Origin of the sequence: Paractinoplanes bogorensis (assembly GCF_018829635.1) — a bacterium.
In the GTDB taxonomy this organism is placed as follows: Bacteria; Actinomycetota; Actinomycetes; order Mycobacteriales; family Micromonosporaceae; genus Actinoplanes; species Actinoplanes bogorensis.
This window is the reverse complement of sequence record NZ_JAHKKG010000017.1, coordinates 1-25862: the sequence shown is the minus strand read 5'-3', so window position 1 is coordinate 25862 and position 25862 is coordinate 1. Positions and strand designations below refer to the sequence as shown.

The window sequence follows — 25862 nt, the reverse complement described above, 5'->3', positions numbered from 1 at the left end:
TGGCGTGACCACGATCGGCATGCAACAACCGAACGGCTATTGACTCTTTCCCTGACCGGTTGGGGTCGCGCTGAAGAGGTACGTCCGCTCTTGCAGCATTTCCAGGCTCAGCCGTACGCCGGTAACCCGCTCGGCCAGCGCAAACGCCCCCGGAACAGGGTCCGAGTCGGTGTCCCCGCCCAGCCCGACCTCGTCGATGGTCGTTTCCATTTCCCGGGCTTTGTTTCCCGTACGCCGTGACACGTCCGACGGATCCATATCGAGCTGAACAACCTCGTCGTCCAGTTCGAGGTACCGCACGCGCCCGCCCGACCCTTTCCACAGGCACACCAGCGTCGTCCCCTTGGAGAGCGGCCGCAGCAGATCATCGGCCAGCCCGAGCTGCCCGTTGTCCTCGATCACCAGCGACCACTCGTCACTGGCCCGCGACACACCGAAGAAGTACTTCTCCACGGCCCCGCGCTGCCCGTCGCCGGCCCCCACCATCTGCTGCCATCCGATGCGCTCGAGCTCTTTGGCCCCCATGCGCTCGATAACTTCAGACGACGTGAGCCCTTTGACCCAAACAAAGCAGAACCCTTTACGCAGGTCCTCCACGTCTTCAAACCAGACGTAGTCCCCCGCCACGGCAGGCAGAGCACTAGCCGACGCGCTGACCGCCGCCGACTCCGGCACGCCGGCACCCGTCGGCGCCACACCGGCGGCCCCTCGGTTCTCCGCCTTAGGAGCCCCACACCCAGCCAACAAACTGCCGGCCACCAAACTCAACATCACCCGCCGTCGCACGGCGCCAGTACATCAAACCCCACCCACCACCAGTCCCCCGGTCCCACGTGACCGCCCACCACCAAGCCACCGGTCCCGCGTGACCGCCCGCGCCCGACCCCGTCCCCGCCTCCCGGAGCAACTTGGACGCAAAAAATCCCCCCGGCACCGCGCTTCGCGCAGCACAACCCGGAGGGATCTCTCGGTGGAGCCCAGGGGACTTGAACCCCTAACCCCCGCCTTGCAAAGGCGGTGCTCTGCCAGTTGAGCTAGGGCCCCCAACTTCAACCCAACCTACCTACCGCAGGTCAGGCGCAGTGGTCGCCTCATGCCAAAGCGCCCGCTCATCGCTGGACGCCTTAACCTTCTTGAAGATAAGCGCAGCCGCCCCCACCACACCAGCAACAATCAGGAGCTTCTTGAACATCAAAACCCTCCACCCAAGATCACTGCCAACGATGTGGCCGAAGGCCACGAGCAAACCTCTCCAAAGAAGCTACTCGACGTGGCCGAAGGCCACGAGCGAGCTCTGAGCCAAGCTACTCAATGTGGCCGAAGGCCACGAGTAACGGCCGCGACCGAAGCACGCAGAGTGGCCACCGTAACGCGGGGTTTCAGGGGGCTCGGCCCCCTGAGCAGATATGACGAGCGGCCCCGGTCTGCGCACTCCGCAGACAAGGGCCGCCTGCCGCTCGTGGGGCTAGCTGGAATCGAACCAGCGACCTCAGAGTTATCAGCTCTGCGCTCTAACCGACTGAGCTATAGCCCCTCAGTGCGACTGCGAAAGATTACCGTATCGGGCCGGGCGCCTCCAAAACGGGGCCCCCGACCCGTACGTGCGAATCCTCAGTCCCGCTCGGCGAGGGTCAGTTCGACCCCGCCGACCAGGTCGGCGCACACGTTGTAGATGAACGCGCCGAGCGTCGCCAGCGCCGTGAACAGCACGACGTTGACCGCTCCGATCAGCATCGACGTGCCGATCACGCCCCACGCGGTGATCTGGAAGCCGCCGCTGGACGAGGCGTCTTCGCCTCCGCTGGCGCTGACCAGTTCCTTGAGGCTGGTGTTGACCTCGGTCCAGACGCCCATGGCGTCAAGGGCGAGGTAGAGCACCGACGTCGCCACGACCACGACGATGAAGAGCACCACAGACACGGCGAACGAGAACTTCATCACGGACCACGGGTCGATCCGCTTGAGGTTGAGCCGAGCCCGCCGCGGGCCGCGTGCGGCCGCCGAGGTCACGGTCGAGCGGGCCGAGCGAACCGCCTCGGTGACCCGGGCAGCGCCGACCGCGGCGGAGCCGGTGGCCTGCCCGGGACCGCTGGTGGGCCGGGCCGCCTTGGCCGCTTCGCCACCGGGCCGCTGCTGCGGGCCGGCGGGCGCGCCGGGTTTGCCGGACGACGGCACGCTGACCCGGCCCGAGCTGCTGCCGGGCGCCGCGCCTTTGCCTTTCGTGACGGTCGGCACGCTGGCCGAACCCTTCACGGGCCCGCCGGGCCGTTTCGTGTCGGGGCCGTCGTGATCGGCGGGCGGTTCACCGGGCGGCGGGGCCATGCCCGGCGCCCGGGTGAACTTCGGCGGGGACGGGGCTTCGGCGGGGGCCGCGCCACGAGCCTGGGCGCCGGCTCCGTTCGGGGCGGCGCCATCTTTCTTGGCCGCCTCGTTCGGAGTCGCAGAGCCTCCCGTGGCCCCCGACTTCGCCTGTGTCTCCGGCATCAACTAGTCCTGTTCGTCAGGCTCGTCGGCATTGCGAGCAAGCGCCACGATGGTTACACCTTCTGGGAGGTCCATCAGCTTGACCCCCATTGTGTTCCGATCCCGTGTCTGCCGTACAGGCTTCACGGGAGTCCGGATGACACCACCATTGCTGGTGATGGCAAATACTTCATCCTCGGGACTGATCACGAACGCCCCCACGAGTCCACCACGACGCTCCGTGATTTTCGCGGTGAGGACGCCCTTCCCGCCTCGGCCCTGTACGGGATACTCCTCGATCGGTGTCCGTTTCGCATACCCACCATCGGTGGCGACCAACACATCCATACCCTCGCGGACGACCTCCATGGCCAGGAGTTCGTCCTCGCCACTGAAGCGCATGCCGATCACACCCGATGTGGCGCGGCCCATGGGACGCAGCGCCTCGTCGGTCGCGTTGAAGCGGATGGCCTGCGCGTGCTTGGAGACGAGCAGCAGGTCGTTCTCCGATGCCACCAGCGCCGCACCCACCAACTCGTCGTCCTCCCGCAGGTTGATGGCGATAATGCCACCGCTGCGGTTGGAGTCAAATTCCTCGAGCCGGGTCTTCTTCACGAGACCATTCTTAGTGCCGAGCACAAGGTAGGGCGCGACCTGGTAATTCGGGATCTGGATGACCTGGGCGATGTGCTCGTCGGGCTGGAACGCGAGCAGGTTGGCGACGTGCTGTCCCTTGGCCACCCGGGCCGCCTCGGGCAGCTCGTACGCCTTGGCCCGGTAGACCCGGCCCTTGTTCGTGAAGAACAGCATCCAGTCGTGGGTCGAGATCACGAAGAAGTGCGAGACGATGTCGTCCTGCCGCAGCGTGGCGCCGCTGACACCCTTGCCGCCGCGCTTCTGCGAGCGGTACAGGTCGACCTTGGTGCGCTTCGCATAACCCGTACGTGTGATGGTCACCACAACGTCTTCGCGGGTGATGAGGTCTTCCATCGAGACCTCGCCGTCGAACGGGATGATCTGCGTGCGCCGCTCGTCGCCGAACTTCTGGACGATCTCGCCCAGCTCCTCGGAGACGATGGCCCGCTGCCGTTCCGGCTTGGCCAGGATGTCCTTGAGGTCGGCGATCTCGATCTCGATCTTGGCGAGCTCGTCGATGATCCGCTGACGTTCGAGGGCGGCCAGGCGGCGCAGCTGCATGTCGAGGATCGCGGTGGCCTGCACCTCGTCGACGTCGAGCAGCTGCATCAGGCCCTGACGCGAGTCTTCGACCGTCGGCGAGCGCCGGATCAGGGCGATGACCTCGTCGAGCATGTCGAGCGCCTTGACCAGACCGCGCAGGATGTGCGCGCGCTCCTCGGCCTTGCGCAGGCGGTAGGCCGTGCGCCGGCGGATGACATCGATCTGGTGGTCGACGTAGTGGCGGATGAACTGGGCCAGGTTGAGCGTGCGGGGCACGCCGTCGACCAGCGCCAGCATGTTCGCGCCGAACGTCTCCTGCAGCTGGGTGTGCTTGTAGAGGTTGTTGAGCACGACCTTGGCGACCGCGTCGCGCTTGAGGACGAGGATCAACCGCATTCCCGTACGCCCGGACGACTCGTCGCGGATGTCGGCGATCCCGGTGAGCTTGCCCTCCTTGACCAGTTCCGCGACGCGCTCGGCCAGATTGTCCGGGTTGACCTGGTAGGGCAGCTCGGTGACGACCAGCTGCGGCCGGCCGCGCGGGTCTTCCTCGACCTCGACGACCGCGCGCATGCGGATCGAGCCGCGGCCGGTGCGGTACGCGTCCTGGATCGCCTGCTGTCCGACGATCAGGCCGTAGGTGGGGAAGTCGGGGCCCTTGACCAGCTCGAGCATCGCTTCGAGGGCGGTGGCCTCGTCGGACTCCGGGTTGTCGAGCTGCCACTGCACGGCGGCCGCGATCTCGCGCAGGTTGTGCGGCGGGATCTTGGTGGCCATGCCGACGGCGATGCCTTCGGAGCCGTTGACCAGCAGGTTGGGGAAGCGCGCGGGCAGGATCGTCGGTTCCTGCGTACGCCCGTCGTAGTTGTCCTGCATGTCGACGGTGTCTTCGTCGATGTCGCGCAGCATCTCCATGGCGAGCGGCGAGAGCTTCGACTCGGTGTAGCGCATCGCGGCCGGCGGGTCGTTACCCGGCGAACCGAAGTTGCCGTTGCCGTCGATCAGCGGGTAGCGCAGCGACCACGGCTGACCCATGCGCACCAGGGCGTCGTAGATCGACGAGTCGCCGTGCGGGTGGTAGTTGCCCATCACGTCGCCGACGACGCGCGCGCACTTGACGTAGCCACGGTCGGGCCGGAAGCCGGAGTCGTACATCGCGTAAAGGATCTTGCGGTGTACGGGCTTGAGACCGTCGCGGACGTCGGGCAGCGCGCGGCCCACGATCACGCTCATCGCGTAGTCGAGGTACGAGCGCTGCATCTCGACCTCGAGGCCGACGGGTTCGACCCGCTGGGCTACGCCGCCGGCATCCGGGGCTTCGTCGCCGTCCGGGGGTTCGGGAGTGTCAGTCACTGTTAACCCTTACTCAAGGTGAAACCAGACATGTACGGCGAAAATACGCATCCTGCTGTGGATAACGTTGTGGAAACCCGGGGGACGCTGTGGATACAGCTCCCCCGGAACGTCACCTAGATGTCCAGGAAGCGCACGTCCTTGGCGTTGCGCTGGATGAACGAACGCCGAGCTTCCACGTCCTCACCCATGAGAACGCTGAAGAGCTCGTCGGCCACGGCGGCGTCGTCGAGCGTCACCTGGCGTAGCGTCCGGGTGGCCGGGTCCATCGTCGTGTCCCACAGCTCGTGGAAGTTCATCTCGCCGAGACCCTTGAACCGCTGGATGTCGTCCGGCTTGGCGTTCGCCTTCTTCTGCTGACGCAGGGCGATCAGGCCGTCACGTTCCCGGTCGGAGTAGGCGTACTGCGCGTCGTCGCCGCGCTTGTTCCACTTGATCTTGTAGAGCGGCGGCGCGGCCAGATAGACGTGGCCCATCTCGACCAGCGGCCGCATGAAGCGGAAGAGCAGGGTCAGCAGCAGCGTCTGGATGTGCTGGCCGTCGACGTCGGCGTCGGCCATCAGCACGATCTTGTGATAGCGCAGCTTGGCGACGTCGAAGTCCTCGTGGATGCCGGTGCCGAGGGCGGTGATCAGCGCCTGGACCTCGTTGTTCTTCAGCACCCGGTCGATCCGGGCCTTCTCCACGTTGAGGATCTTGCCGCGGATCGGCAGGATCGCCTGGATCCGGCTGTTGCGGCCCTGCTTGGCCGAGCCGCCGGCCGAGTCGCCCTCGACGATGAACAGCTCGGACTCGCGCGGGTCGGTCGACTGGCAGTCGGCCAGCTTGCCCGGCATCGAGCCCGACTCGAGCAGCGACTTGCGCCGGGCCAGCTTGCGCGCCTGCTGGGCGGCGATGCGGGCGCGGGCCGCCTGGTCGGCCTTGGTGATGATCTGCTTGGCCTCGGCCGGGTTGCGGTCGAACCAGTCGGCGAGCTGCTCGTTGGCCACCCGCTGGACGAAGCTCTTCATGTCGGTGTTGCCGAGCTTCGTCTTGGTCTGACCCTCGAACTGCGGGTTGGCCAGCGTCACCGAGATGATCGCGGCGAGACCCTCGCGAATGTCTTCGCCGGAGAGGTTCTGATCGCCCTTGAGCAGCTTCTTGTCCTTGCCGTACCGGTTGACGACACCGGTCAGCGCGGCCCGGAAGCCCTCTTCGTGGGTGCCGCCCTCGTGCGTGTTGATGCGGTTGGCGAAGGTGTAGACCGACTCGCCGTACGACTCGTTCCACTGCATCGCGATCTCGACCGCCATGCGGGCCTCGTTGTCTTCGGCCTGGAACTCGACGACCGTCTTGTGGATCGCGTTCTTGGTGGCGTTGAGGTGCCGGACGAAGTCGGCGATGCCGCCCGCGTACATGAAGGTGACCTTGCGCGGCTCGCCGTTGTCGTCGGCCGACTCGGCCCGCAGGTCGGTGAGGTTGATGGTGAGTCCCCGGTTGAGGAACGCCATCTCCTGCAGCCGGCGGTAAATCGTCTGCCAGTCGAACTCGACCGTCTCGAAGATCGTCGGGTCGGGCCAGAACTGCACCATCGAGCCGGTGCTGTCGGTGGTCTCGCCCTTTTCCAGCGGACCGGGCTTGGAGGCCGTGTAGTGCTGCCGGTAGACGTTGCCGGACTTGTTGATCTCGACGAACATCTTGACCGAGAGCGCGTTCACGACCGACACGCCGACGCCGTGCAGACCACCGGAGACCGCGTAGGCCTTGCCGTCGAACTTGCCGCCGGCGTGCAGCACGGTCAGTGCCACCTCGACGCCCGGCTTCTTCAGCTTGGGGTGCAGGTCGACCGGGAAGCCCCGGCCGTTGTCGGTGACCGAGACACCGCCGTCGGCCAGCAGCACGACGTCGATCTTGTCGCAGTAGCCGGCCAGCGCCTCGTCGACCGCGTTGTCGACTACCTCCCAGATCAGGTGGTGCAGACCCCGCTCGCCGGTGGAGCCGATGTACATACCGGGGCGCTTACGGACGGCCTCGAGACCCTCCAGCACCTGGATCGACTCGGCACCGTATTCCTGCTTGTTCTCTGCCACCCTCGGCCACTTTCTCGCACCGGACCCGTCAGGGCCCCGCACGGGGACGGCGGGCGCGCGGCGGGCGGCGGCAGGCAGGGTGAGCCACAGATGAGCGCCGCGGGGAGGAGCGGACCACCGGTGGAACCATGCACGCCGGTCGCCGCGGCAGGCCCGCGGATCGTGATCGGCTGGAAAAACCGCGTAGCGTGACAGCAACGGCCGTCACACAGAGGTTTTCCCGGTCTTCATCGATTCTACTCCGCCGAAGCGAGTTGGCGAGGGTACGGCACCCCTTCCGGGTGCCTGAGATTGCCGCAGACGCGTCGAGGGCCGCTCCCGAGTCTCCCCCTACACGGAGCGGGGGGCCCGCGCAACGGCAAGTGATCCGACGGGCCGTCGTCAGGGCGCGCCTGCCGAGGCTTCCGGACACGCACTGCGACACTGCCTCCCAACGGCGGGGGTTTGTGTCGTAACCTCTGCCCGCGCGGGCCGGTGATGGCCGGACGGCCGCGACGCAGGTCGAGGAGGGGTGGCCCCCACATGGCGCACGACAAGGGGCTGGATAACGTCGCGGTGCACTGGCCGCGGACGAATCAGTACTACGACCCGGTGGCTCCCGCCGAGTTCGTCGACTTCGGGGCGATCGCCGACGCGCCCGAGATCGCCGCGCCCACCGGAGCCCTGGCGCTGCACATCGCCAAGACCGGAACAGTGCGCGCCACGGCGTACACGGAACTGGTTGATCTGCTTCTCGGTCTCGACGGCGTCCTCTATGCGACAGATGCCGCGGCCGAGGACGAAGACCCGGTGATCGACCCGGACGGCTGCGCGTGGATCGCGGGCGGGCTGGAGCGCTTCGTCGAGGGCCATGAGCAATACGGTGACCTGGTCACCTTCGACTCGGTGGCGGGCGTCATGCGCAACGCGGTCGCCGCCGGCCGGCTCGCCGAACAGCAGCTGCGGTGGCTCGACCAGCGCCTGTCGGCCCTGCGCGACGACGCCGGCAACGCCCCGCACTGGAGCTTCGCCCGCTCCGAGCTGGCGATCCTGGCCGGCTTCTACCGGCGCTGCGCCGAGCGCGGGTTCGCCGTCTTCGCCGACTACTAGCCCTAGCCGTAGGTGTCGCGCGGACCGCGGCCCTGCACCCGGCGTGGGCCCTTGTTCCACGACGGGGCGGCCGGGCCGTGGATGTTGAGCTTGGTGACGACGTTGTGGCCGACCTCGGACGCGATGTTGCGGAGCAGCTTGGCCGCGAGCAGGCGCAACTGGGTGGCCCAGGCGGTCGACTCGGCCTCGACGGTCAGCACGCCGGCGTCGAGCTTGACCGGGCGGCTGTGCTGGGCGATGTCCGGGCCGACCACGCGCTCCCAGGCGCCGAAGACCATGGCCTCCGCCTTCGGCTTCTCCCAGCCGCGGGCCTTGACCAGCCGGCCGAGCATGTCGCCGAACAGTTGCGGGTCGCGCGGGTCCGGTCCCGGGCCGGAATAGCCGCGCAGGCGCTTTCCCGAGCCCTCGCCCGTGCCGGTACGCCGCCGGGGCGTACGGGCGGCCTCCCGGCGCTTGGCGAGCGCGGCGTCGAGCACCGCGCGGGCCAGCTCGGGCCCCGAAGCACCCTCGGGCCCCCCGGAAACGCCCTCAGCGCCCTCCTGCGGGCCGGAACCGGCCTCGGCGCGACCCGGACCACTCCGGGGATCTCTGCGGGGCGCTGCGGGGCGCTCGTCGCGATCTCGCTCGCCGGCCGCCTCGGCCGTGTACCAGCCCTCGTCGACATCGCCGAGTTCCTCGCGGGCCACCCCGTGGGGATCGGCCTGTGGATAAAACCGCTCGGCTGTGGACGGCGCGTCCGGACGATCCCCGCGCGCCCTCGGTGGCCGCTGCTCCCGGGCGAGGTCGTCGCGCAATCCACGCGATAGGTCGGCGTTCCGCTCCCGGGCCAGACCTTGATGCCTTTCCCGTACGAGGTCAGCGTGCAGTTCGCGGTTCGACTCGCGCGGTTCGTCGTCATCCGTCGGCACGATTCACCGTCCCGGTCGTCACGTCGAAGCGGGCCCCCCGTAGGGCAGCCGGCACGTCCTCCGGCACGGCACAGGTCACCAGCAGCTGCGCCGCGTCGGACACCAGGGCGGCCAGCCGGTCGCGGCGGCCGCCGTCCAGCTCGGCGAACACGTCGTCGAGCACCAGCACCGGTTCGATCCCGTCCGAGCGCAGCAGGTCGTAGGCGGCCAGGCGCAGGGCCAGCGCGAACGACCAGGACTCGCCGTGGCTCGCGTAGCCCTTGGCCGGCAGTTCGCCCAGGGCCAGCGTCATGTCGTCGCGGTGCGGGCCGACCAGGGTGGTCCCCCGCTCGATCTCGGCCGGGCGCCGTTCCTCGAGCGAGGCGAGCAAGGCCTGCTCCAAGGCCGCGCGGTCGGAACTGAGGTTGTCGCCGAGCCGGGACGCGTACGCGATGGAAGCCGTTGATCTTCCGGCCGCGACCGCGTCGTACGCCTTGGTCAGATGGGGCCCGAGGGCCGCCGCCAGCTCGAGCCGGCCGGCCAGCAGCTCGGCGCCGTGGTGCGCGAGGTGCTGATCCCAGACGGCGAGCGTGGACAGGTCTTGCCCGCGGCTGCCGCCGACCTTGCGGGTCAGGTAGGCCGTGCGCAGCAGGGCGTTGCGCTGCTTGACCACCCGGTCGTAGTCGGAGCGCACGCCGGCGAACCGGGGCTGCCGGGCGACGAGCAGGTCGTCGAGGTAGCGCCGCCGTTCGGACGGATCACCGCGGACGAGTTCGAGGTCTTCGGGGGCGAAGAGCACCATGCGCAGGGCGCCCAGCACCTCGCGCGGGCGGCGGACCGGCGAGCGGTTCAGCCGGGCCCGGTTGGCCTTGCCCGGGACGATCTCGAGCTCGACCAGCAGCTCGCGTCCTTCGTGGACGATCGCGCACCGGATCACGGCCGACGTCGCACCGGCCCGGACCAGCGGGGCGTCGGTGGAGACCCGGTGACTGTCCAGAGTGGCCACGTAACCGAGCGCTTCGATCAGGTTGGTCTTGCCCATGCCGTTCTGGCCGACCAACACGGTCACGCCGGGTTCGAGATCGACCGCAACCCGCTCGTAGGAACGGAAGTCGGCGAGCTCGACCCGGCGTACGTACACCTGTGCCTCAGCGCTTGACGGCGTGGCCGCCGAACTGCTGACGCAGCGCGGCGACGGCCTTCATGGCCGGCGAGTCATCCTGGCGGGACTCGAAACGGTTGAAGATCGAGGCGGCCAGGACGTGCGCGGGCACGGCCAGGCGGATCGCCTCGTCGACGGTCCAGCGGCCCTCGCCGGTGTCGTCGACGTAGCCCTTGAGCCCGGAGAGCGTCGGGTCCTCGTCGAGCGCCCGGTCGAGCAGGTCGAGCAGCCACGACTTGACGACGCTGCCCTCGCGCCAGCTCTTGATGACCGCGGGCACGTTGTGCACGAGCTCGCTGGCGATGAGGATCTCGTAGCCCTCGCCGTAGGCCTGCATCATGCCGTACTCGATGCCGTTGTGGATCATCTTGGCGTAGTGACCGGCGCCGTGCGTGCCCGCGTGGGCGAAGCCGAACTCGCCGGCCGGCTTGAGCGCGTCGAAGATCGGCTGGACCTTGGCCACGACGTCGGCCTCGCCACCGACCATCAGGGCGTAGCCGTTGTCTTTGCCCCAGACACCGCCGGAGACGCCGACGTCGAGGTAGTGGATGCCCTTGGGCTTGAGACGCTCGGCCCGGGGGCCGTCGTCGGTGAACTTGGAGTTGCCGCCGTCGATGATGATGTCGCCCGGCTCGAGCAGCCCGGCGAGCTCGTTGATGGCGTCCTCGGTGATCTTGCCGGCCGGGACCATGGTCCAGACGACTCGCGGAGCGGCGAGCTTCGAGACCAGTTCGGCCAGATTGGCCACGTCGCTGTTCTCCGGGTGGTGGTCGTAGCCGACCACCTCGTGTCCGGCTGCGCGGATCCGGTCGCGCATGTTCCCACCCATTCGGCCGAGACCGATGAGGCCGAGCTGCATGGTGTCCCCCTAGATGAGCGTTGCTTTCGTGCCCAGCGAAGATTATTCAGGGCTTTGGTCACCGAAGCGGTGACCTGCGGCAGATCGCCTGAATAACCTTCAGTATCAGCGGGTTACCCGGATCGGCATGATCAGATAGCGGTAACCGGGCACGATTTCGCCGCTTTCGGTTGCGGGCGAGATCACAGCCGGCTTGAACGCGTCGACGAACGACAGGATCGCGTTGGGCGAGCCGAGGTTCTGCAGACCGTCGATCAGGTACTGCGGGTTGAAGCCGATGGTCAGCGCCTCACCGGTGAAGGTGGCCTCCATCGCCTCGCTGGCCCGCGCCTCCTCCGTCCCGCCGGCCTCGACGACCAGACCGTCCTCGCTGAAGCTCAGCAGCACCGGGGTGGTGCGCTCGGCGACCAGGGCGACACGACGGACGACCTCGACCAGCGCGGCCACACCGACCTGGGCCTGCGCGTTGCTGCTGGCCGGGAACAGCGAGCGGACCGGCGGGTAGTTCGCGCCGTCGAGCAGGCGGCTCGTGGTGCGGCGGGTGCCACCGGCGAAACCGATCATGCCCTCGCCGGTCTTGCCCTGCGACAGCGCGAGGACGACCGAGCCGCCGAGGGGGCCGAGGGTCTTGGCCGTGTCGTTCAGCGTCTTGGCCGGGACCAGCGCGTTGAGGCTGATCTCGGTGTCGTCCGGGTTCCACTCCAGCTCGCGCATCGCCAGCCGGTAGCGGTCGGTGGCGAGCATGGCCATCGACGAGCCGTTCAGCTCGATGCGCACACCGGTCATCATCGGCAGCGTCTCGTCGCGACCGGCGGCGATGGCGACCTGGGCGACCGCGGCGGCGAAGGTGGCCGCGTCGACGGTGCCGGCGCTCGACGGCATCTCGGGCAGGCTCGGGTAGTCCTCGACCGGCATCGTCGGCAGGGTGAACCGGGCGCTGCCGCAGACGAGCTCGAGGTGCGCACCGACGGCGGCGATGTCCACCGGCTTGGCCGGCAGCGCCTTGGTGATCTCGGCGAGCAGACGACCCGAGACCAGAGCGGCACCGTCCGCGTCGGCCTGCACGTCGACGGTCACCTGGCTCGAGACCTCGTAGTCGAAGCCGGAGACCTGGAGGCGGCTGTCGGTGACGCGCAGCATGACGCCGGCGAGCACCGGCACCGACGGCCGGCTGGGCAGGCTCTTCGCCGTCCAGGCCACGGCGTCGGCGAGTGCGTCTCGCTCCACCCGGAACTTCATGCTGTCCTCCGCGTCGCTTCCTCGGGGGCTTCGTCGACCCCCACGAACCTTATTCAGTCGAGCCGATCAGGGCCTAATCAGTGTCGTCCACCATCGTGCGGGCTGATGACCCGGCCCTGCGGTCCCGGAACGTGCCGTTCTTGATCCGTCCGGCTGGAGCACCTCCTGGCCTCGGTGCGCTCTTGACCTTGAAGACCTGGAGCACCGAGAAGCCGGAAGCAGCCCATCCACAACTTCCCCAACGCCTGTGATTGCTTTTGAGTTCTCTATTAAAGAGATAACTAGTCGTCTTCATCGGTCCTGTGCATTCTGTGGAGAACTCGCGTTTGCGCAGGTCAGAGAGTTATCCACCGGTGATTCACATGTGGGAAACCAGGGTAGAAGTCCTCTCCCCGGTCCACAGGCAGTCGAGCCTGACGGGGTTGTCCACCGTTGTCCACCGGTTGTCCACCGGATATCCACGGGGTTTGTGCCCAGGGGTGTGGACAACGCCGTAACGGTTCCGGCTCGTCGTCCCCAGAACCTTCAACAGGAAATCCACAAGTTTCCACAGGCGGTGGACAGCCAGATGACTCTCCGTGTCTGTCCACATCGATTTCCCCAGGAGTTGTCCACATCTGTGGGTAGAGGGTCGTCGAGTTGTCCACCGCTGGGGATAACTTCCTGTGAATGCCTGTGGATGGCGGTGGATAACGTTGGCACGAAACGGTTTCCGGGGTTCGTTGACAGAACCGGCCGGTGGATGCGTGCCGGCGAAAGGCTTGTCGTCTGACTAGCGGTGGACATCGACCGGGCGGGCCTGTGGACAACTTGGCGTTCTGAGCGTGGGCTTCGTCCACACCCTGTGGACAAATGCTAAGGAATGCGGAGAATTACCCCTTCCGGGCGACGGACAGAGCTGTGGACAGTTGCCGTCCGGCCTGGTCCGCTCGGTCGTTGTCGTCGCCGGGGTACGGCCCACCCACCACCGGGGGTCCCCCGCCACCGGCCAGTGTGACGAGTTCAGCGGATCTTGGCGGGCGGCCTGTGGACAGACTGGAATTGTGGACAGCGGCGGACGATCACCTAAGCAGCTGTGCACCGGGCCGAGAACGGGCCTGAGCAGCCAAGAGCCGACTTATGCACAGGTGTTCCGGGCTGTCTGGCGCTTGTGCACAGCGGCCGGGCCGCGTGCCAGATCGCCCTGTGCACAACTGCTGAGCCGCGAGCTGAGCTGCTCTGTGCACAAGCCGCCGAGCCGCCGAGCCGCCGGCTGAGCTGCCCTGTGCATAAGTGCCCGGCGCCGCGTCGCGCTGTGCACAAGTGCCTGGCTCCGCGTCGCGCTGTGCACGAGCGTCTGAGCCGTTCGGAACTGTGCACAAGCCGTCAGCCTCCGATAGGCCCGTCGGGCTGTGCACAGGGCGACGCGTCCAGAGGCGGGGAGAACCGCAGCGTGCCCGTCCGGGGCCGCCGCAGGCCGGGTACGGCCTTGCGTTCTACGGCCGGCCCCGCAGCGGCGGGGAGTTGTGGATGCGGTTGTTCGGCACGCACCCGCGTACTGGAAAAGCTCTCAGGTGTTCTGTTTGATGCGGTTGGTCAGTTCGGCGATCTGGTTGTAAAGCGAGCGCCGCTCGGCCATGTGCTGACGGATCTTGCGGTCGGCGTGCATGACGGTGGTGTGGTCACGGCCGCCGAAGGCCTGGCCGATGCGAGGGAGGGAGAGTTCGGTCAGTTCGCGGCAGAGATACATGGCCACCTGGCGGGCGTTGACGAGCACCCGCGAGCGGGAGTGGCCGCGCAGATCTTCGAGGGAGACGCCGAAGTAGTCCGCAGTGGACACCATGATCTGGTCGGCGGTGATCTCGGGGCCGGCGCCGTCGGGCATGAAGTCGCGCAGGACCTCTTCGGCCAGCGAGAGCTGGACCGGGGAACGGGTGAGGCTCGCGAAGGCCGTCACCCGGATGAGGGCGCCCTCGAGCTCGCGGATCGAGTTGGAGACGCGCGAGGCGATGAACTCGAGGACGTCGTCGGGCGCGTACATGCGCTCCTGGGCGGCCTTCTTCTGCAGGATCGCGATACGCGTCTCGAGGTCGGGCGGCTGGATGTCGGCGAGCAGGCCCCACTCGAAGCGGGTGCGCATGCGATCTTCCAACGTGGCCAGTTGGCGCGGCGACCGGTCCGAGCTGATGACGATCTGCTTGTTCGCGTTGTGCAGCGTGTTGAAGGTGTGGAAGAACTCCTCCTGCGTCCGCTCGCGATTTTCCAGGAACTGGATGTCGTCGATCAGCAGGATGTCGACGTCGCGGTAGCGCCGCTGGAAGGCCTGCGTCTTGTCGTCGCGCAGGCTGTTGATGAAGTCGTTGGTGAATTCCTCGGTGGACACATAGCGGACGCTGCGGGCGTGACCGAGCGTCGTCGCGTAGTGACCGATCGCGTGGAGCAGGTGGGTCTTGCCGAGTCCGGAGCTGCCATAGATGAACAGCGGGTTGTACGCCTTGGCGGGTGACTCGGCGACGGCGACGGCGGCCGCGTGCGCGAAGCGGTTGGACGAGCCGATGACGAACGTCTCGAACATGTACTTCGGGTTGAGCCGGTTGCCGTCGTTGGTGCCGCGCGGGTTGCTCGACGGGCGGACGTCGTGCTGGGAGCGACCGGGACCGTTGTCGCCGCGCATCTGCAACGTGTCGTCGCGCGGGTCGCTGCCGCCGTACGGGGACTGGTGCTCGTCCGGCCGGCGCTGGTTGTCTCGCAACTGGGACGGATCGGACGCCATGCGATGCACCGGGGCGTCGTTGGAATCAGCCTTTTCGGTGACATGCGCCACTGGGTTGCCGGGGCGGCTCGGTGGGGACGGCATCGGGTCACCGAAGAGCGCCTCCTGGCCGCCGCGGGCGGTCGGCACCCCGCGCGGGTAGGAGACGCCGGGCGCGGACTGCTGGGCCGAGCCGTTCGGGTTCCAGTCGTACGCCGGCGGCTCGGGCTGGCGTGGCGCGTCGGAATAGTGGCGGGGCTGCGGCTCGGCGGCTTCGTCGGCCGGGACCTCGACCGGGGTGCCGTAGACCGTGCCGGGCAGGCCGGTGCCGTCTTCGGGTGGCTTGACCGTGACCGCGACCTGTATCGGCCGGTTCAGCCGGCGGCTCAGGGTCTCGGTGATGGCCGGGCGCAGGCGGGACTCGATGACGTCGCGGGTGAAGGCGTCGGGGACGGCCAGCAGCGCGGTGTCCTCGACGATGGCGCGCAGCTGGGTCAGCTGCAGATAGGCGCGCTGCTGGCGGGACGAGATCTCGTCGGCCAGTTCATCCAGCGTCGCCTTCCACACACCACCCAGGTCGACCTGATCGGCCACCGCCGCGCCACCCCCATCGCCACCGACCCCCGGTGGACCTTGTCCGGCTAACCGCCTTGCCCTCGTTGCCCCCGGCGGGCGACGGTTCCCCCTCCACTCAGCACCACATTTAACGTGCTGAAGACGCTCGGCGCCACCGGCTGTCCACAGGTTATCCACAACCTGTGCACCGACCGGCGGGCGCTCCCGGCCGGATGGTCGGCAGACTTACCGGAGCCCGAAAAGGCGTGGTTCATCGTGGCGAACGATTTACCTGCTTGTCTGGTTTTGGCCGACTCGTCGTGGTATGCGGGTCGCGCTGATGACCAGCAAACGGGCACGCTAACAGCGACCTCGCCGAAGCATCAACTCTGCGATCGGACGACAAGAGCCCGACCGCGGGAAAAGATTCACTACCTGTGTAGAAAGACGACCCGGCGACTCGTGATCACCGTAACGGTGTGCCGCACCAGGCTATGGTTGACCGGCGTGGCACCCCTGCGTAGGGTCGAGCGGTTGCTCCGCCGCGCTCTGGTAAAGTGGCGTCTTGCAGCTTTGATGCCCCCTGAATCTTGTACGAAGACGGAGTTCTGACGTGAGCAAGCGCACCTACCAGCCGAACAACCGCCGGCGTGCCAAGACCCACGGCTTCCGGCTGCGCATGCGCACCCGTGCCGGTCGCGCCATCCTCTCGACCCGCCGGGCCAAGGGCCGCGACAAGCTGTCGGCCTGAGCCGGCTGCTGTCGGGCCGGAATGCCCAGGTAGTCGTGCTGGCCGCGGCACAGCGTCTTCGGCGTAGTGCCGACTTCGTCGCCGCAATCCGCGGTGGCCGCCGAGTCGGCCGAGGCACGGTTGTCGTTCATCTGCTTCTCGAGGAGCCGGTGCATGCCACTACGGCGCGCGCCGGCTTCGTCGTATCCAAAGCCGTCGGTAACGCCGTGATCCGCAACCAGGTCCGGCGGCGCCTGCGGCACCTGGTGCGGCCGGTGCTCGACGAGCTGCCGGTCGGCGCGACGCTGGTCGTACGGGCGCTGCCGCCCGCGGCTGGCGCGTCCTACTCCACGCTCGGCACCGATCTGACCGCCGCGGTGACGGCGGCCCGCAGACCCAGGCGGCCCCGATGAGCCTGCTTGCCCGCGTGCTGACCGCGATGGTGGTCGCGTACCGTCGTTATGTGAGTCCGGTGCTGCCGGCCCGCTGTCGGTTCTATCCCTCGTGCAGCGCATACGCCCAGGAAGCACTGGCGCGTCACGGTGCTGTGAAAGGGACAGGTCTCGCGGTCTGGCGGCTCCTGCGCTGCCACCCCTTCCATCCTGGCGGGTACGACCCGGTACCTGACCCGATCCGTCACCGTCCTGCCGATGTGACTGGAGCCTGAATTGAGTCTCGACTGGATCTACACCGCCATCTCGTGGATCCTCCTGCGCTGGCATGCCCTCTGGGACTTCATCGGCGTGCCCGACGGCCGGTTCCTCGGCACGAACTGGTCGTGGGTTCTCGCGATCGTGTTCCTGGTGGTCACCGTCCGGGTCATCCTCTTCCCGGTCTTCGTCAAGCAGATCAAGAGCCAGCGGGCCATGCAGGCGCTGCAGCCCAAGGTCAAGGAGCTGCAGGAGAAGCACAAGGGTGACCGCGAGACGCTCCAGAAAGAAATGATGGAGCTCTACAAGACGGAGAAGGCCAACCCGCTCATGGGCTGCCTTCCGATGTTCTTGCAGATCCCGGTCTTCCTCGGCCTGTTCCACACGCTGCGGCGGCTCAACCCCGACAACCAGGGCAAGACGCTGTACGGCTGGACTGTGGAGCAGTTCGAGAGCGCCACCCACGCGTCGCTGTTCACCGCGCCGCTGGCCGGCAAGTTCGGCTCCACCCCGCAGGAGCTGACCGCCCTCGAGGCCAACGCCACCACGGTGAAGGTCATCGCCGGCATCCTGGTGCTGATCATGATGGCGACGACCTACCTGACCAGCCGTCAGATGATCCTCAAGACCGGCTGGGCCGAAGACCCGCAGCAGAAGATGATCCAGCGCCTGATGCTCTACGGCATCCCGGCCTCGCTGCTCATCTCCGGTGCGCTGTTCCCCATCGGCGTCATCATCTACTGGGTCACGAACAACCTGTTCACGCTGGCCCAGCAGCAGTGGGTGCTCCGCAAGTTCCCGCCGCCGCCGATGGCCAAGAAGCCCGGCGCGGCGCCCGCCAAGCCGTCCGGCCCGCCGGTCAAGAAGGCCGCCGGTGGCACCGCCACGGCCCCGAAGAGCCCGGTGCAGCCCGGCCGCAGCGGTGGCCTGTTCGGCCGCAAGCCGGCGCCGGAGCCCGAGCAGCCCGTCGTGGAGACCAAGGCCCTGGCCCCCAAGCCTGGCGCCAAACCGGTGAATCCCAAGCGCGGCGGCCGGCCGGCCAGCAAACCCAAGGGATGATCGCGGCTCGGGCGTCGTTCCGGCGCCCGAGCGCTCCCCTTGCCGATACCTCCCCGCGGCCCCGACACACCGCTCCCGGCGCCGCGGGAACAGCGGACCCGCAGGTCCGGCCCGATTGAGTACGGAGATGAGACCGTGACCGACACGAGCACACCCGAATCGTCGGTCTCCACGTCGCCCGAGGCTGAGGCCTCGCCGGCGGCGACCGAGGAGACCAAGACGTCGGAGACTGTCGCTTCCGACGGAGACCTGTTCCGCCAGAGCGAGATCGCTGCCGATTACATCGAGGGCCTGCTGGACATCCTCGACTACGACGGCGACATCGACGAGCTCGTGTCGGCCGGACGCCCGATGGTCGAAGTGGTCGGCGGCCGGCTTCAGCCGCTCGTCGGCCAGCGTGGCGCCACGCTGGAGGCGCTGCAGGAACTGACCCGCCTGGCGATCTTCCGGGGCACCGGCTCGCCGTCGCGCCTGCTGCTCGACATCGGCGGCTACCGCGCGTCGCGTCGCAAGGAACTGGCCGCGGTCGCGCGCAACGCGGTCGAGAAGGTCAAGGAGCACGGCGACCCGGTGCGCCTCGAGCCGATGTCGGCCTTCGAGCGCAAGTGCGTGCACGACGTCGTCAACGCGATCTCCGGCGTGCAGAGCGAGTCCGAGGGCGTGGAGCCCAACCGTCGCATCGTGGTGCGCGCGGCGGACTGACCATGACTGACCCTCGCTTCGGCGCGGGGAACATCGGCCCGGGTGAGGAATCGCCCGGGCCGGTGGCTTTCCCGGGCAAAAAGGCAAGTTCCCGTCCCGTACGCCGGCCGATCGCTTTTCCCGGCAAGACGCGTTCGACGTCGACGCCGTCCCGGTCGTCGGCACCCGCAGCTTCTTCGGCTCCGCCGTCGTCGGCCGCTTCTCCGTCGCCTGCTTCTCCGTCGGCCGCTCCTTCCTCAGCTGCTGACTCTGCACTTTCTGACGGTGTGGATGCCCCCGTGGGCGCTTCGCCGCCGGCTGAGATCGCTGCGGTGGCGGCCGAGGTGTTCGGGGATCGTCTGGGCCTGGCTGTGGACTATGCGCGGCTCCTCGTCACCGACGGCGTGGTGCGCGGGCTCATCGGGCCGCGGGAGGCCCCGCGCATCTGGGAGAGGCACCTGGTGAATTGTGCCGTGGTGTCCCAGATGATCCCTATCGGCGCTTCGGTGGTTGACGTGGGCTCTGGTGCCGGTTTGCCCGGTATCGTGCTTGCAGTGGCCCGGCCGGATCTACGCATCACCCTGGTCGAGCCGCTGGCACGACGCACCGCCTTCCTCGAGGAGGCGGTGAGCATCCTCGGCCTCGAGCCGGCCGTCACGGTCGTCCGGGGCCGCGCCGAGGACGTCGTCGACGGACCCCCCGCCGGCGCCGACGTCGTCACGGCACGGGCGGTCGCACCGCTGGACCGACTGGCGGGCTGGTGCCTGCCGCTGGCCCGGGTCGGTGGCCGGCTGCTGGCGCTCAAGGGCGCCACGGCCGCCGAGGAAGCAGCCGAGCACCGGGACGCGGTGGTCGCGTTGGGCGGTTCGGATCCGGTCCTCCGGCTGTGCGGGGAGGGACTGATCGACCCGCCGACGACGGTGCTCGAGGTTGTCGTGCAGTCGAGGCCGAAGCCGCCCACCCGGGTGGCCGGGCCGGGACGCGACGCGGGCGGACGGTCCGGCGGTCGTGGGACCGGGCGAGGGAGATCGCGGAGGGGATAGATGTCCAAGCGGGGCGCGCGGAAGCGGAACGCGAGAGCCAGGCGTCCCGACCAGGGCAGTCCAGGAGATGCCGCCGAGGCACCCCGCGCGGATCCATCCCGTCGTGCTCCCGAAGGCGATCGCGTGGCGCCTGGGGGCGGCGCGCGCGAGGCCGCTGCGCCGCGGGCCGTTGTCGGCTCACGCGATCTCGACCTGCGTCCCGGCGGCGCCACACCTGTTGGAGACGGGCGGAACTCTGCCTTGCGGGCCGGTTCGGGTGGGTCGGCACGTGCTGGGGATCGCAAGCCGTCACCGCGCTCCTCCCCTGCGGGCGCGGAGCCGGTTGTGTCTGGTGGCTCCCCAGCGGCCCCCGCGCGGTCTGCGATGCCGTCGATCCGTTCTCCGCAGCCGGAGTCGACCACTCGTTTCATGTTGGCTGGGGCGACGTCGTTACGCCGTTCATCACAGGCTGAGGCGAGTTCTGATGGTGAGCCGGTTCGGTCTCCCTGGCCTGAGGGGCGTGGAAGTCGAGCACCGCGGGACAGTCGTGATCAGGTTCGTGGAGTGTCCGACCGTTCTTCGGTGAGTTCGATGGAGCCGGCGGCAGCCGGGTCCGCGGCGGGTGACGTGCCGTCGGTCGGGGACGGAGATGGGTCACGCGGGGCCGGGAGATCGGCGCTGTTGCGGTTGTCGCGGGCGTTCCGGCGTACGGGAAAAGGAGCTGGAGCCGGCGATGCGGAAGCGCGCCAGCAAGCCGGTCAGCCGATCGAGGTCGCGGGGGTTTGGTCGGCTTCGTCCGGAGCGGTGATCTCCGAGGGTGAGGAAGCGGGAGCGCCGGCCGCAGGCGAGTCCGACGCAGTGATGTTCGGGTCGCTCGATGAGGGGGAAGTGTCTACGATGCACTCGCCTCATCAGGCGGTTGGCCATGGCGAGGCTCGCCCGGCGGCCGTAGGCTGGCCGGGCGTCGATAGTGTGGACCGGTCTTTTGCCGCCGGAACGCACTTGTCGCCGACCGACCCGTTCCTCACTAACAGGGATAAAACGGTGCATGAGTACGGTGTTTCACGTGAAACCGAGTCATCTCTCGATCGCGATCGTGCGGCGGGAACCGGCGTCGGTGGTTCGAGTGGCGCATTCAACACCGGAGAACAGCCCGTTCCGGCGCCTCGAGTAGGCAGCGCCTACCCCGGAAGTGGACAGATTTACGGGACGCCTGCGCCTGCGCCCTCGTCCGATGATTCGCGTCGTCCGGCGCCTGCGCCTCGATCGGGACCGCCGGCAGTAGCTTCGACGCCCGTCCCGGTCTCGTCGCCGCCCGCTCCGGCAGCCCCGGCCGAGACTCCTTTGAGTGCGGACGAACATGTTTCACGTGAAACGCCGGGCCGGGATGAAGACGATCCGCCCTTGGCCATGGAAGCGTTGCGAGCTGTGCAGATCCTCAACCCGAGCGGCGAGATAACGATGCCGCGTCCGGACCACCCGAGGGTGCTCTGCGTCGCGAACCAGAAGGGCGGCGTCGGCAAGACCACCACGACGGTGAACCTCGCGGTGGCTCTGGCCCTGCACGGCAACCGGGTGCTCGTCGTCGACCTCGACCCGCAGGGAAACGCGTCCACCGGTCTCAACGTGCCGCACCACGCGGGCGTGCCGGATGTCTACGACTGCCTGATCGACAACATCCCGCTGTCGGAGGTTGCCCAGCCGGTCGAGGGGATCCCCAACCTGTGGTGCGTACCGGCCACGATCGACCTTGCCGGCGCCGAGATCGAGCTGGTCTCGGTCGTCGCGCGTGAGTCCCGCCTGTCGCGCGCCATCGCGGCGCACCCGGAGCCCTTCGACTACGTCTTCATCGACTGCCCGCCGTCGCTCGGCCTGCTGACGGTCAACGCGCTGTGCGCGGCGCAGGAGGTCCTGATTCCGATCCAGTGCGAGTACTACGCGCTGGAGGGCCTGAACCAACTGATCAACAACATCAATCTGGTACGCCAGCATCTGAACCCGACGCTGGACGTCTCGACGATTCTGCTGACCATGTACGACCGCCGGACCCGGTTGGCCGACGCGGTCGAGCAGGATGTGCGGAACCACTTCGGAACCAAGGTGCTGAACGCCGTCATCCCGCGCAACGTGCGGGTGTCGGAGGCTCCTAGCTACGGGCAGTCTGTGATGACCTACGATCCGGGATCACGGGGCGCGACCAGCTACTTCGAGGCCGCCCTGGAGATCGCGATGCGTGGCGTCAACACGGGAGGCACCGCATGAAGAACCGTCCACGGGGCGGCCTGGGCCGCGGCCTGGGCGCTCTGATCCCGACCGCGCCGGCGCCGGCGCCGGCGGATCCGGTGGTGCCTTCGCCCGCTGCCGAACCGGCGGCGCATCTCATCACCGCTCCCCCAGTGCCTTCGGCTCCGCCTGCGCCTGCTTCGGCTCCTGCTTCGGCCACGGCTCCTGCTTCGGCTTCGGCTTCGGCTTCGGATGACCTTGCGCCGGTTCCGGGTGCCCGGTTCCTCGAGCTTCCGGTCACGTCGATCGAGCCGAACTCGAAGCAGCCGCGGCACGTCTTCGACGAGGAAGCGCTCGACGAGCTCAAGACCTCGATTCAGGAGGTCGGCTTCCTCCAGCCGATCGTCGTTCGCGAGATGGGCGACGGCCGGTACGAGCTGGTCATGGGTGAGCGCCGCTGGCGGGCGGCCCAGGCGATCGGGCGCGAGTCGATCCCGGCGATCGTGCGGGAGACCCGCGACGACGCGATGCTGCGGGACGCGCTGCTCGAGAACATCCACCGGGCCAACCTGAACCCGCTGGAAGAGGCGGCCGCCTATCAGCAGCTGCTCGAGGAGTTCGGGGCCACGCACGAGGAGCTCGCGAGGCGGATCGGTCGGAGTCGCCCGCAGATCTCCAACACGATCCGGCTGATGAACCTGCCGGCTCCCGTCCAGCGACGGGTGGCCGCGGGCATCCTGTCGGCCGGGCACGCGCGCGCCCTGCTCGGCCTGGACGACAGCGAGGCGCAGGAGAAGCTCGCTCTTCGCATCGTGGCCGAGGGCCTTTCCGTACGGGCTACCGAAGAACTCGTCTCACTCACGCTCTCGGACGGCCCCGCCAAGAAGGCCGCCCCGAGCCGACGGGCGAAGGTCCACGCGCCCGCCCTCAACGACCTGGCCGAGCGCCTGTCCGACCGCTTCGACACCCGAGTCAAGGTCGACATAGGGCGCAACAAAGGCAAGATCACGATCGAGTTCGCTACGGTGGACGACCTCGAACGCATAGTGGGCATGATCGGCGTCGACGAGGAAGGCTCCGCCGGCGGGAGCGACGAGGAGTAGGGTTCGGCGCTTTCACCCGATCGGGGCACGCTGTTGCTGGCGTGCCCCTTTCTTGTGCCCGAAACTCCGTCGCGGGTTCGCGGGTTCGCGGGTTCGCGGGTTCGCGGGTTCGCGGGTTCGCGGGTTCGCGGGTTCGCGGGTTCGCGGGTTCGCGGGTTCGCGGGTTCGCGGGTTCGCGGGTTCGCGGGTTCGCGGGTTCGGAATGGTTCTGTCAGAGCCATTCTCCTGGGATTTCTAAGCGGTGCTATTTGGTGCGATGTCGCTAGCAGAACGTCGCTTTTGTGAATTTCTGTCGCAACCGAAGTTGATCTGCCACTCGCTACCTGTCTACGGTTGTTTTTGATCGATCGGCAGCGCTCACTCCAACGCTTATGGGCGCCAATCATGTGTGGATCAAGGCATTGTCGGAGTTGTGGGGCCGAGAGCGGTCGGTCCGTTGGTTTGGTCAGTCAATATCTTTACGTACCTACATCGGCCCGTCATGCCTATAGCTGGATCGAGCGAGTCGACCCCGCGCAATGATGTTGGCTTCCCCTCTCGAAGACAGCTGGGTTCTTCTCCCCTAGGGACGGCGGCTGTGCGCAGTCCGGGGTCTCTACCGTTCAGGTCTGCCGCCTCCATCTCGCAAACTCGTGGGTGCGGGCACGACCTCCGGTCGAACGACCGGCGGTGCAGACGAAGTCCCGACCGGCCTCGACCAGATCATCACCCGGATCGGGCGGGCTGTCGTCAGCCTGGATCTTGGGGGATCGCAGAGGTATGCCGATGGCCGCTGAATCCGGTTGGACTAGTGCGTCCTCGGCGTCGGCCGGCTCGCTGTAACAGCTCTGCAGTCGACGAGATGCCAGGGCATGGACCAGGTGCAGCGCATGCCGAGCGACCTGCGCGGCATTGTGTGATGCGTAGAGATCGCTAGCGGACCGACTGGATTGCAGTTGTGCGGACGGCCTGTGGCGGAGCTGTGTGCACCCAAGGCACCAACGTCGCCGGCACTGACCCCGCCATGCTGCTTCGTTGAGCCGGGCATCGAGTTTCTGAGCCGAATAGACCCATACCGCGGCTGCCGACCGGACCCTCGCCCTGCGCGGCTTGTCTGGTTCGAGACCCGCCGATCCGATGCTTACTCTGGTGCGCGCTGAGCCGACCTTGGCTCGTGTACGCCACGGCCGGACCCGCGGATCCGCACTGGAGAGTTCTGGTCGCGTCTCGTCTGGGCTTAGTAGACCCCTACCCACCCCTACCCACAGTCGGCGCATCGAGGCGTAGAGCGTCGTGACTAGAGGTCAATCCGCTCCTGTTGGAGGGACGTCGGTGACGGACCGCGCAGTGCTTGGCGGTCCGAGGTGCTCTGCTCGCGGAGGGAGGCCTGTCGGAACCACGGACTTTGCTCCGTACACGATTCATCGCAGGCCGCTCGCAGTTGTTCTGCAGTCCCGCGTGGCTTAGGTGAGTTGTCCGGAGTTTGGGCGCGGGCCGCGGTCCGGAAATAGGATCCGAGTCGCCACCAATGCGGCAACAGGCTGGCTCGGACTGCAGGAGTGCCGGTCCCCTATGTTTCACGTGAAACGGGCACCCCGTGCGGGGGTGCCCTCGCACGAATCCCAGTTTCACGTGAAACCGAGCCCAATGGAGGTGCCATCTCCTAGCCCATATGGACCTGAGTCCTTGATGGCTGTGCCGGACTTTGCTCGGCTGAATCCGAAATTGATCCCCCCAGAGTCTCAGCAACGAGTGTCCGGAGAGCCCATCCTCCCGGGGTCGCCGGTCGCCTCCGCTGCGCCCCGCGCATGCCAGTCAGACATCACCGTTTCGGCAAAATCTCTCGGCGTGCCGCCGACTGCGATTCCGGTGCGTAGAACTCTGCGGCATCGAGGGCATCCTGGGGTTGCCTCTAAGACTGTTCCCATGAGCCGACGCCGCCAGAAACGCTCGGCGGAAAAGCCCCAGGCCCGGACCGGCCCACGCTCTCCTTTTCGGTTTCACGTGAAACGCGCGCTGTAGCTGCCGCGGCCTTCCATCTCGACACGGGCTACATTCGTCCGCCCCATCCGTTCCCGCTGTCGAACAGTAGAGCCGGCCGGAAAGGGGCGAGGCCCGAACGGCGTTGCTGGTCCATTTGGACGGCGCGGAGGCCGAATCGGTCTGCTAGTCAGTGTTCTGCCAAGGCGCCATGCGTTAGATGCTGAGCGAAGCTCCATGGTCAGCGCGATTCGAAGGCCATGAGAGGAAGCGGCGTTTCACGTGGAACATCGCAAGGCCAGCTCGCATCACCCGGTCGGCCCTAGACGATGATCTGAGCGCCCTCGGTGGTGCGCTCAGAACTTGGAGGCGTTGAATCCCGACTCCTCGGTTCAGGCGCTCGACGGCCGTCAGAACGTTGTCAGCCGACAGCGGAGTACGGATGCCCGGGGTCTCTAACGGCCGGCATCAGCTCTAGGCGGAAGACGGTCCAGCTTCCGTTGCTGCTGTCGTTACTTATGACCCGCCCGAGGATTCTGCTGGGCCTCCACACGCCGCGGACCCTGTGGCCACTCTTCAGGTCGATGAGCCGCACCGAGTAGCCAGCGCGGCCTGGACCCGTCCTGGTTCCTGCCGCGGACAGCACGGCCTTCACGGAACACATACTAAGCCGTCGCCTAGCCGGTCGGTTTCACGTGAAACAGACCTAGACTCTCCCGGAGCCCGGAGCCCGGAGCCCGGAGCCCGGAGCCCGGAGCCCGGAGCCCGGAGCCCGGAGCCCGGAGCCCGGAGCCCGGAGCCCGGAGCCCGGAGCCCGGAGCCCGGAGCCCGGAGCCCGGAGCCCGGAGC

19 protein-coding genes and 2 tRNA genes are annotated in these 25862 nt (G+C 67.8%); 9 read left to right on the top strand and 12 right to left on the bottom strand.

The window, feature by feature from the left end:
• Positions 1 to 36: 36 nt before the first annotated feature.
• From KOI35_RS41375 to gyrB, 7 genes are all read right to left on the bottom strand, one after another.
• On the bottom strand, positions 37 to 627 hold the full coding sequence (locus tag KOI35_RS41375) for a DUF6461 domain-containing protein (protein WP_215795214.1): 591 nt from the start codon (positions 625 to 627) through the stop codon (positions 37 to 39).
• Positions 628 to 971: 344 nt separating this feature from the next.
• Positions 972 to 1044, bottom strand: a tRNA-Ala gene (locus KOI35_RS41370).
• A 19-nt stretch (positions 1045 to 1063) separates the two neighbouring features.
• The gene (locus tag KOI35_RS41365) at positions 1064 to 1192 is read right to left on the bottom strand and encodes a DLW-39 family protein (RefSeq protein WP_215795213.1); all 129 of its coding nucleotides are present in this window, start codon (positions 1190 to 1192) and stop codon (positions 1064 to 1066) included.
• A gap of 268 nt (positions 1193 to 1460) precedes the next feature.
• Positions 1461 to 1534 (bottom strand) — tRNA-Ile (locus tag KOI35_RS41360).
• Between the two features lie 77 nt (positions 1535 to 1611).
• Entirely contained in the window at positions 1612 to 2484 is an 873-nt protein-coding gene (locus KOI35_RS41355) for a DUF3566 domain-containing protein (RefSeq protein ID WP_215795212.1), read from the bottom strand.
• Positions 2485 to 2487: 3 nt separating this feature from the next.
• The gene (gene gyrA / locus KOI35_RS41350) at positions 2488 to 4995 is read right to left on the bottom strand and encodes a DNA gyrase subunit A (protein WP_215795211.1); all 2508 of its coding nucleotides are present in this window, start codon (positions 4993 to 4995) and stop codon (positions 2488 to 2490) included.
• Between the two features lie 116 nt (positions 4996 to 5111).
• Positions 5112 to 7064: a DNA topoisomerase (ATP-hydrolyzing) subunit B gene (gene gyrB / locus KOI35_RS41345; RefSeq protein ID WP_215795210.1), complete on the bottom strand. Its 1953-nt coding sequence runs from the start codon at positions 7062 to 7064 to the stop codon at positions 5112 to 5114.
• 522 nt (positions 7065 to 7586) lie between these two features.
• On the opposite strand from gyrB, the gene KOI35_RS41340 reads away from it, so the two are divergent.
• Positions 7587 to 8153: a hypothetical protein gene (locus KOI35_RS41340; RefSeq protein ID WP_215795209.1), complete on the top strand. Its 567-nt coding sequence runs from the start codon at positions 7587 to 7589 to the stop codon at positions 8151 to 8153.
• A gap of 2 nt (positions 8154 to 8155) precedes the next feature.
• On the opposite strand, the gene KOI35_RS41335 is transcribed toward KOI35_RS41340, so the two are convergent.
• From KOI35_RS41335 to dnaA, 5 genes are all read right to left on the bottom strand, one after another.
• Positions 8156 to 8641: a DciA family protein gene (locus KOI35_RS41335; RefSeq protein ID WP_246614646.1), complete on the bottom strand. Its 486-nt coding sequence runs from the start codon at positions 8639 to 8641 to the stop codon at positions 8156 to 8158.
• Between the two features lie 406 nt (positions 8642 to 9047).
• Positions 9048 to 10181 carry a DNA replication/repair protein RecF gene (recF, locus tag KOI35_RS41330; RefSeq protein WP_215795208.1) on the bottom strand — a complete coding sequence of 378 codons (1134 nt, stop codon included), beginning with the start codon at positions 10179 to 10181 and terminating at the stop codon, positions 9048 to 9050.
• A 7-nt stretch (positions 10182 to 10188) separates the two neighbouring features.
• Positions 10189 to 11061 (bottom strand): phosphogluconate dehydrogenase (NAD(+)-dependent, decarboxylating), encoded by an 873-nt coding sequence (gene gnd / locus KOI35_RS41325; protein WP_215795207.1) that lies wholly within the window; start codon positions 11059 to 11061, stop codon positions 10189 to 10191.
• 105 nt (positions 11062 to 11166) lie between these two features.
• Complete coding sequence (gene dnaN, locus KOI35_RS41320; protein ID WP_215795206.1) at positions 11167 to 12300, bottom strand: DNA polymerase III subunit beta; 1134 nt, start codon at positions 12298 to 12300, stop codon at positions 11167 to 11169.
• Positions 12301 to 13849: 1549 nt separating this feature from the next.
• A complete protein-coding gene (dnaA, locus tag KOI35_RS41315) occupies positions 13850 to 15625 on the bottom strand; it encodes a chromosomal replication initiator protein DnaA (protein ID WP_215795205.1) in 1776 nt (591 codons plus the stop codon).
• A 574-nt stretch (positions 15626 to 16199) separates the two neighbouring features.
• On the opposite strand from dnaA, the gene rpmH reads away from it, so the two are divergent.
• The 8 genes from rpmH to KOI35_RS41275 all read left to right on the top strand — a co-directional run bounded on the left by rpmH (position 16200) and on the right by KOI35_RS41275 (position 23054).
• The gene (gene rpmH / locus KOI35_RS41310) at positions 16200 to 16337 is read left to right on the top strand and encodes a 50S ribosomal protein L34 (RefSeq protein WP_125812322.1); all 138 of its coding nucleotides are present in this window, start codon (positions 16200 to 16202) and stop codon (positions 16335 to 16337) included.
• 35 nt (positions 16338 to 16372) lie between these two features.
• The gene (gene rnpA, locus KOI35_RS41305) at positions 16373 to 16729 is read left to right on the top strand and encodes a ribonuclease P protein component (protein ID WP_215795204.1); all 357 of its coding nucleotides are present in this window, start codon (positions 16373 to 16375) and stop codon (positions 16727 to 16729) included.
• The gene (gene yidD / locus KOI35_RS41300; RefSeq protein WP_215795203.1) at positions 16726 to 16983 is read left to right on the top strand and encodes a membrane protein insertion efficiency factor YidD; all 258 of its coding nucleotides are present in this window, start codon (positions 16726 to 16728) and stop codon (positions 16981 to 16983) included. Before rnpA ends, yidD begins: the two co-directional genes overlap by 4 nt.
• Position 16984: 1 nt before the next feature.
• Positions 16985 to 18025, top strand: a complete 1041-nt coding sequence (gene yidC, locus KOI35_RS41295) for a membrane protein insertase YidC (RefSeq protein ID WP_215795202.1) — start codon at positions 16985 to 16987, stop codon at positions 18023 to 18025.
• A 135-nt stretch (positions 18026 to 18160) separates the two neighbouring features.
• A complete protein-coding gene (locus tag KOI35_RS41290) occupies positions 18161 to 18727 on the top strand; it encodes a Jag family protein (RefSeq protein WP_308121381.1) in 567 nt (188 codons plus the stop codon).
• Between the two features lie 266 nt (positions 18728 to 18993).
• Positions 18994 to 19749, top strand: coding sequence for a 16S rRNA (guanine(527)-N(7))-methyltransferase RsmG (gene rsmG / locus KOI35_RS41285; protein ID WP_308121380.1), 756 nt, complete (start codon positions 18994 to 18996; stop codon positions 19747 to 19749).
• Positions 19750 to 20928: 1179 nt separating this feature from the next.
• Positions 20929 to 21990, top strand: coding sequence for a ParA family protein (locus KOI35_RS41280; protein WP_438870655.1), 1062 nt, complete (start codon positions 20929 to 20931; stop codon positions 21988 to 21990).
• Positions 21987 to 23054, top strand: a complete 1068-nt coding sequence (locus tag KOI35_RS41275; protein WP_215795200.1) for a ParB/RepB/Spo0J family partition protein — start codon at positions 21987 to 21989, stop codon at positions 23052 to 23054. Before KOI35_RS41280 ends, KOI35_RS41275 begins: the two co-directional genes overlap by 4 nt.
• The last annotated feature ends 2808 nt before the right edge of the window (positions 23055 to 25862 follow it).

Bases quoted from the DNA above. Each gene is read 5' to 3' on its own strand.
- KOI35_RS41365 (WP_215795213.1), bottom strand. From the start codon at position 1,192: ATGTTCAAGAAGCTCCTGATTGTTGCTGGTGTGGTGGGGGCGGCTGCG.
- KOI35_RS41355 (WP_215795212.1), bottom strand. From the start codon at position 2,484: ATGCCGGAGACACAGGCGAAGTCGGGGGCCACGGGAGGCTCTGCGACT.
- KOI35_RS41340 (WP_215795209.1), top strand. From the start codon at position 7,587: ATGGCGCACGACAAGGGGCTGGATAACGTCGCGGTGCACTGGCCGCGG.
- gnd (WP_215795207.1), bottom strand. From the start codon at position 11,061: ATGCAGCTCGGCCTCATCGGTCTCGGCCGAATGGGTGGGAACATGCGC.
- dnaN (WP_215795206.1), bottom strand. From the start codon at position 12,300: ATGAAGTTCCGGGTGGAGCGAGACGCACTCGCCGACGCCGTGGCCTGG.
- yidD (WP_215795203.1), top strand. From the start codon at position 16,726: ATGAGCCTGCTTGCCCGCGTGCTGACCGCGATGGTGGTCGCGTACCGT.
- KOI35_RS41275 (WP_215795200.1), top strand. From the start codon at position 21,987: ATGAAGAACCGTCCACGGGGCGGCCTGGGCCGCGGCCTGGGCGCTCTG.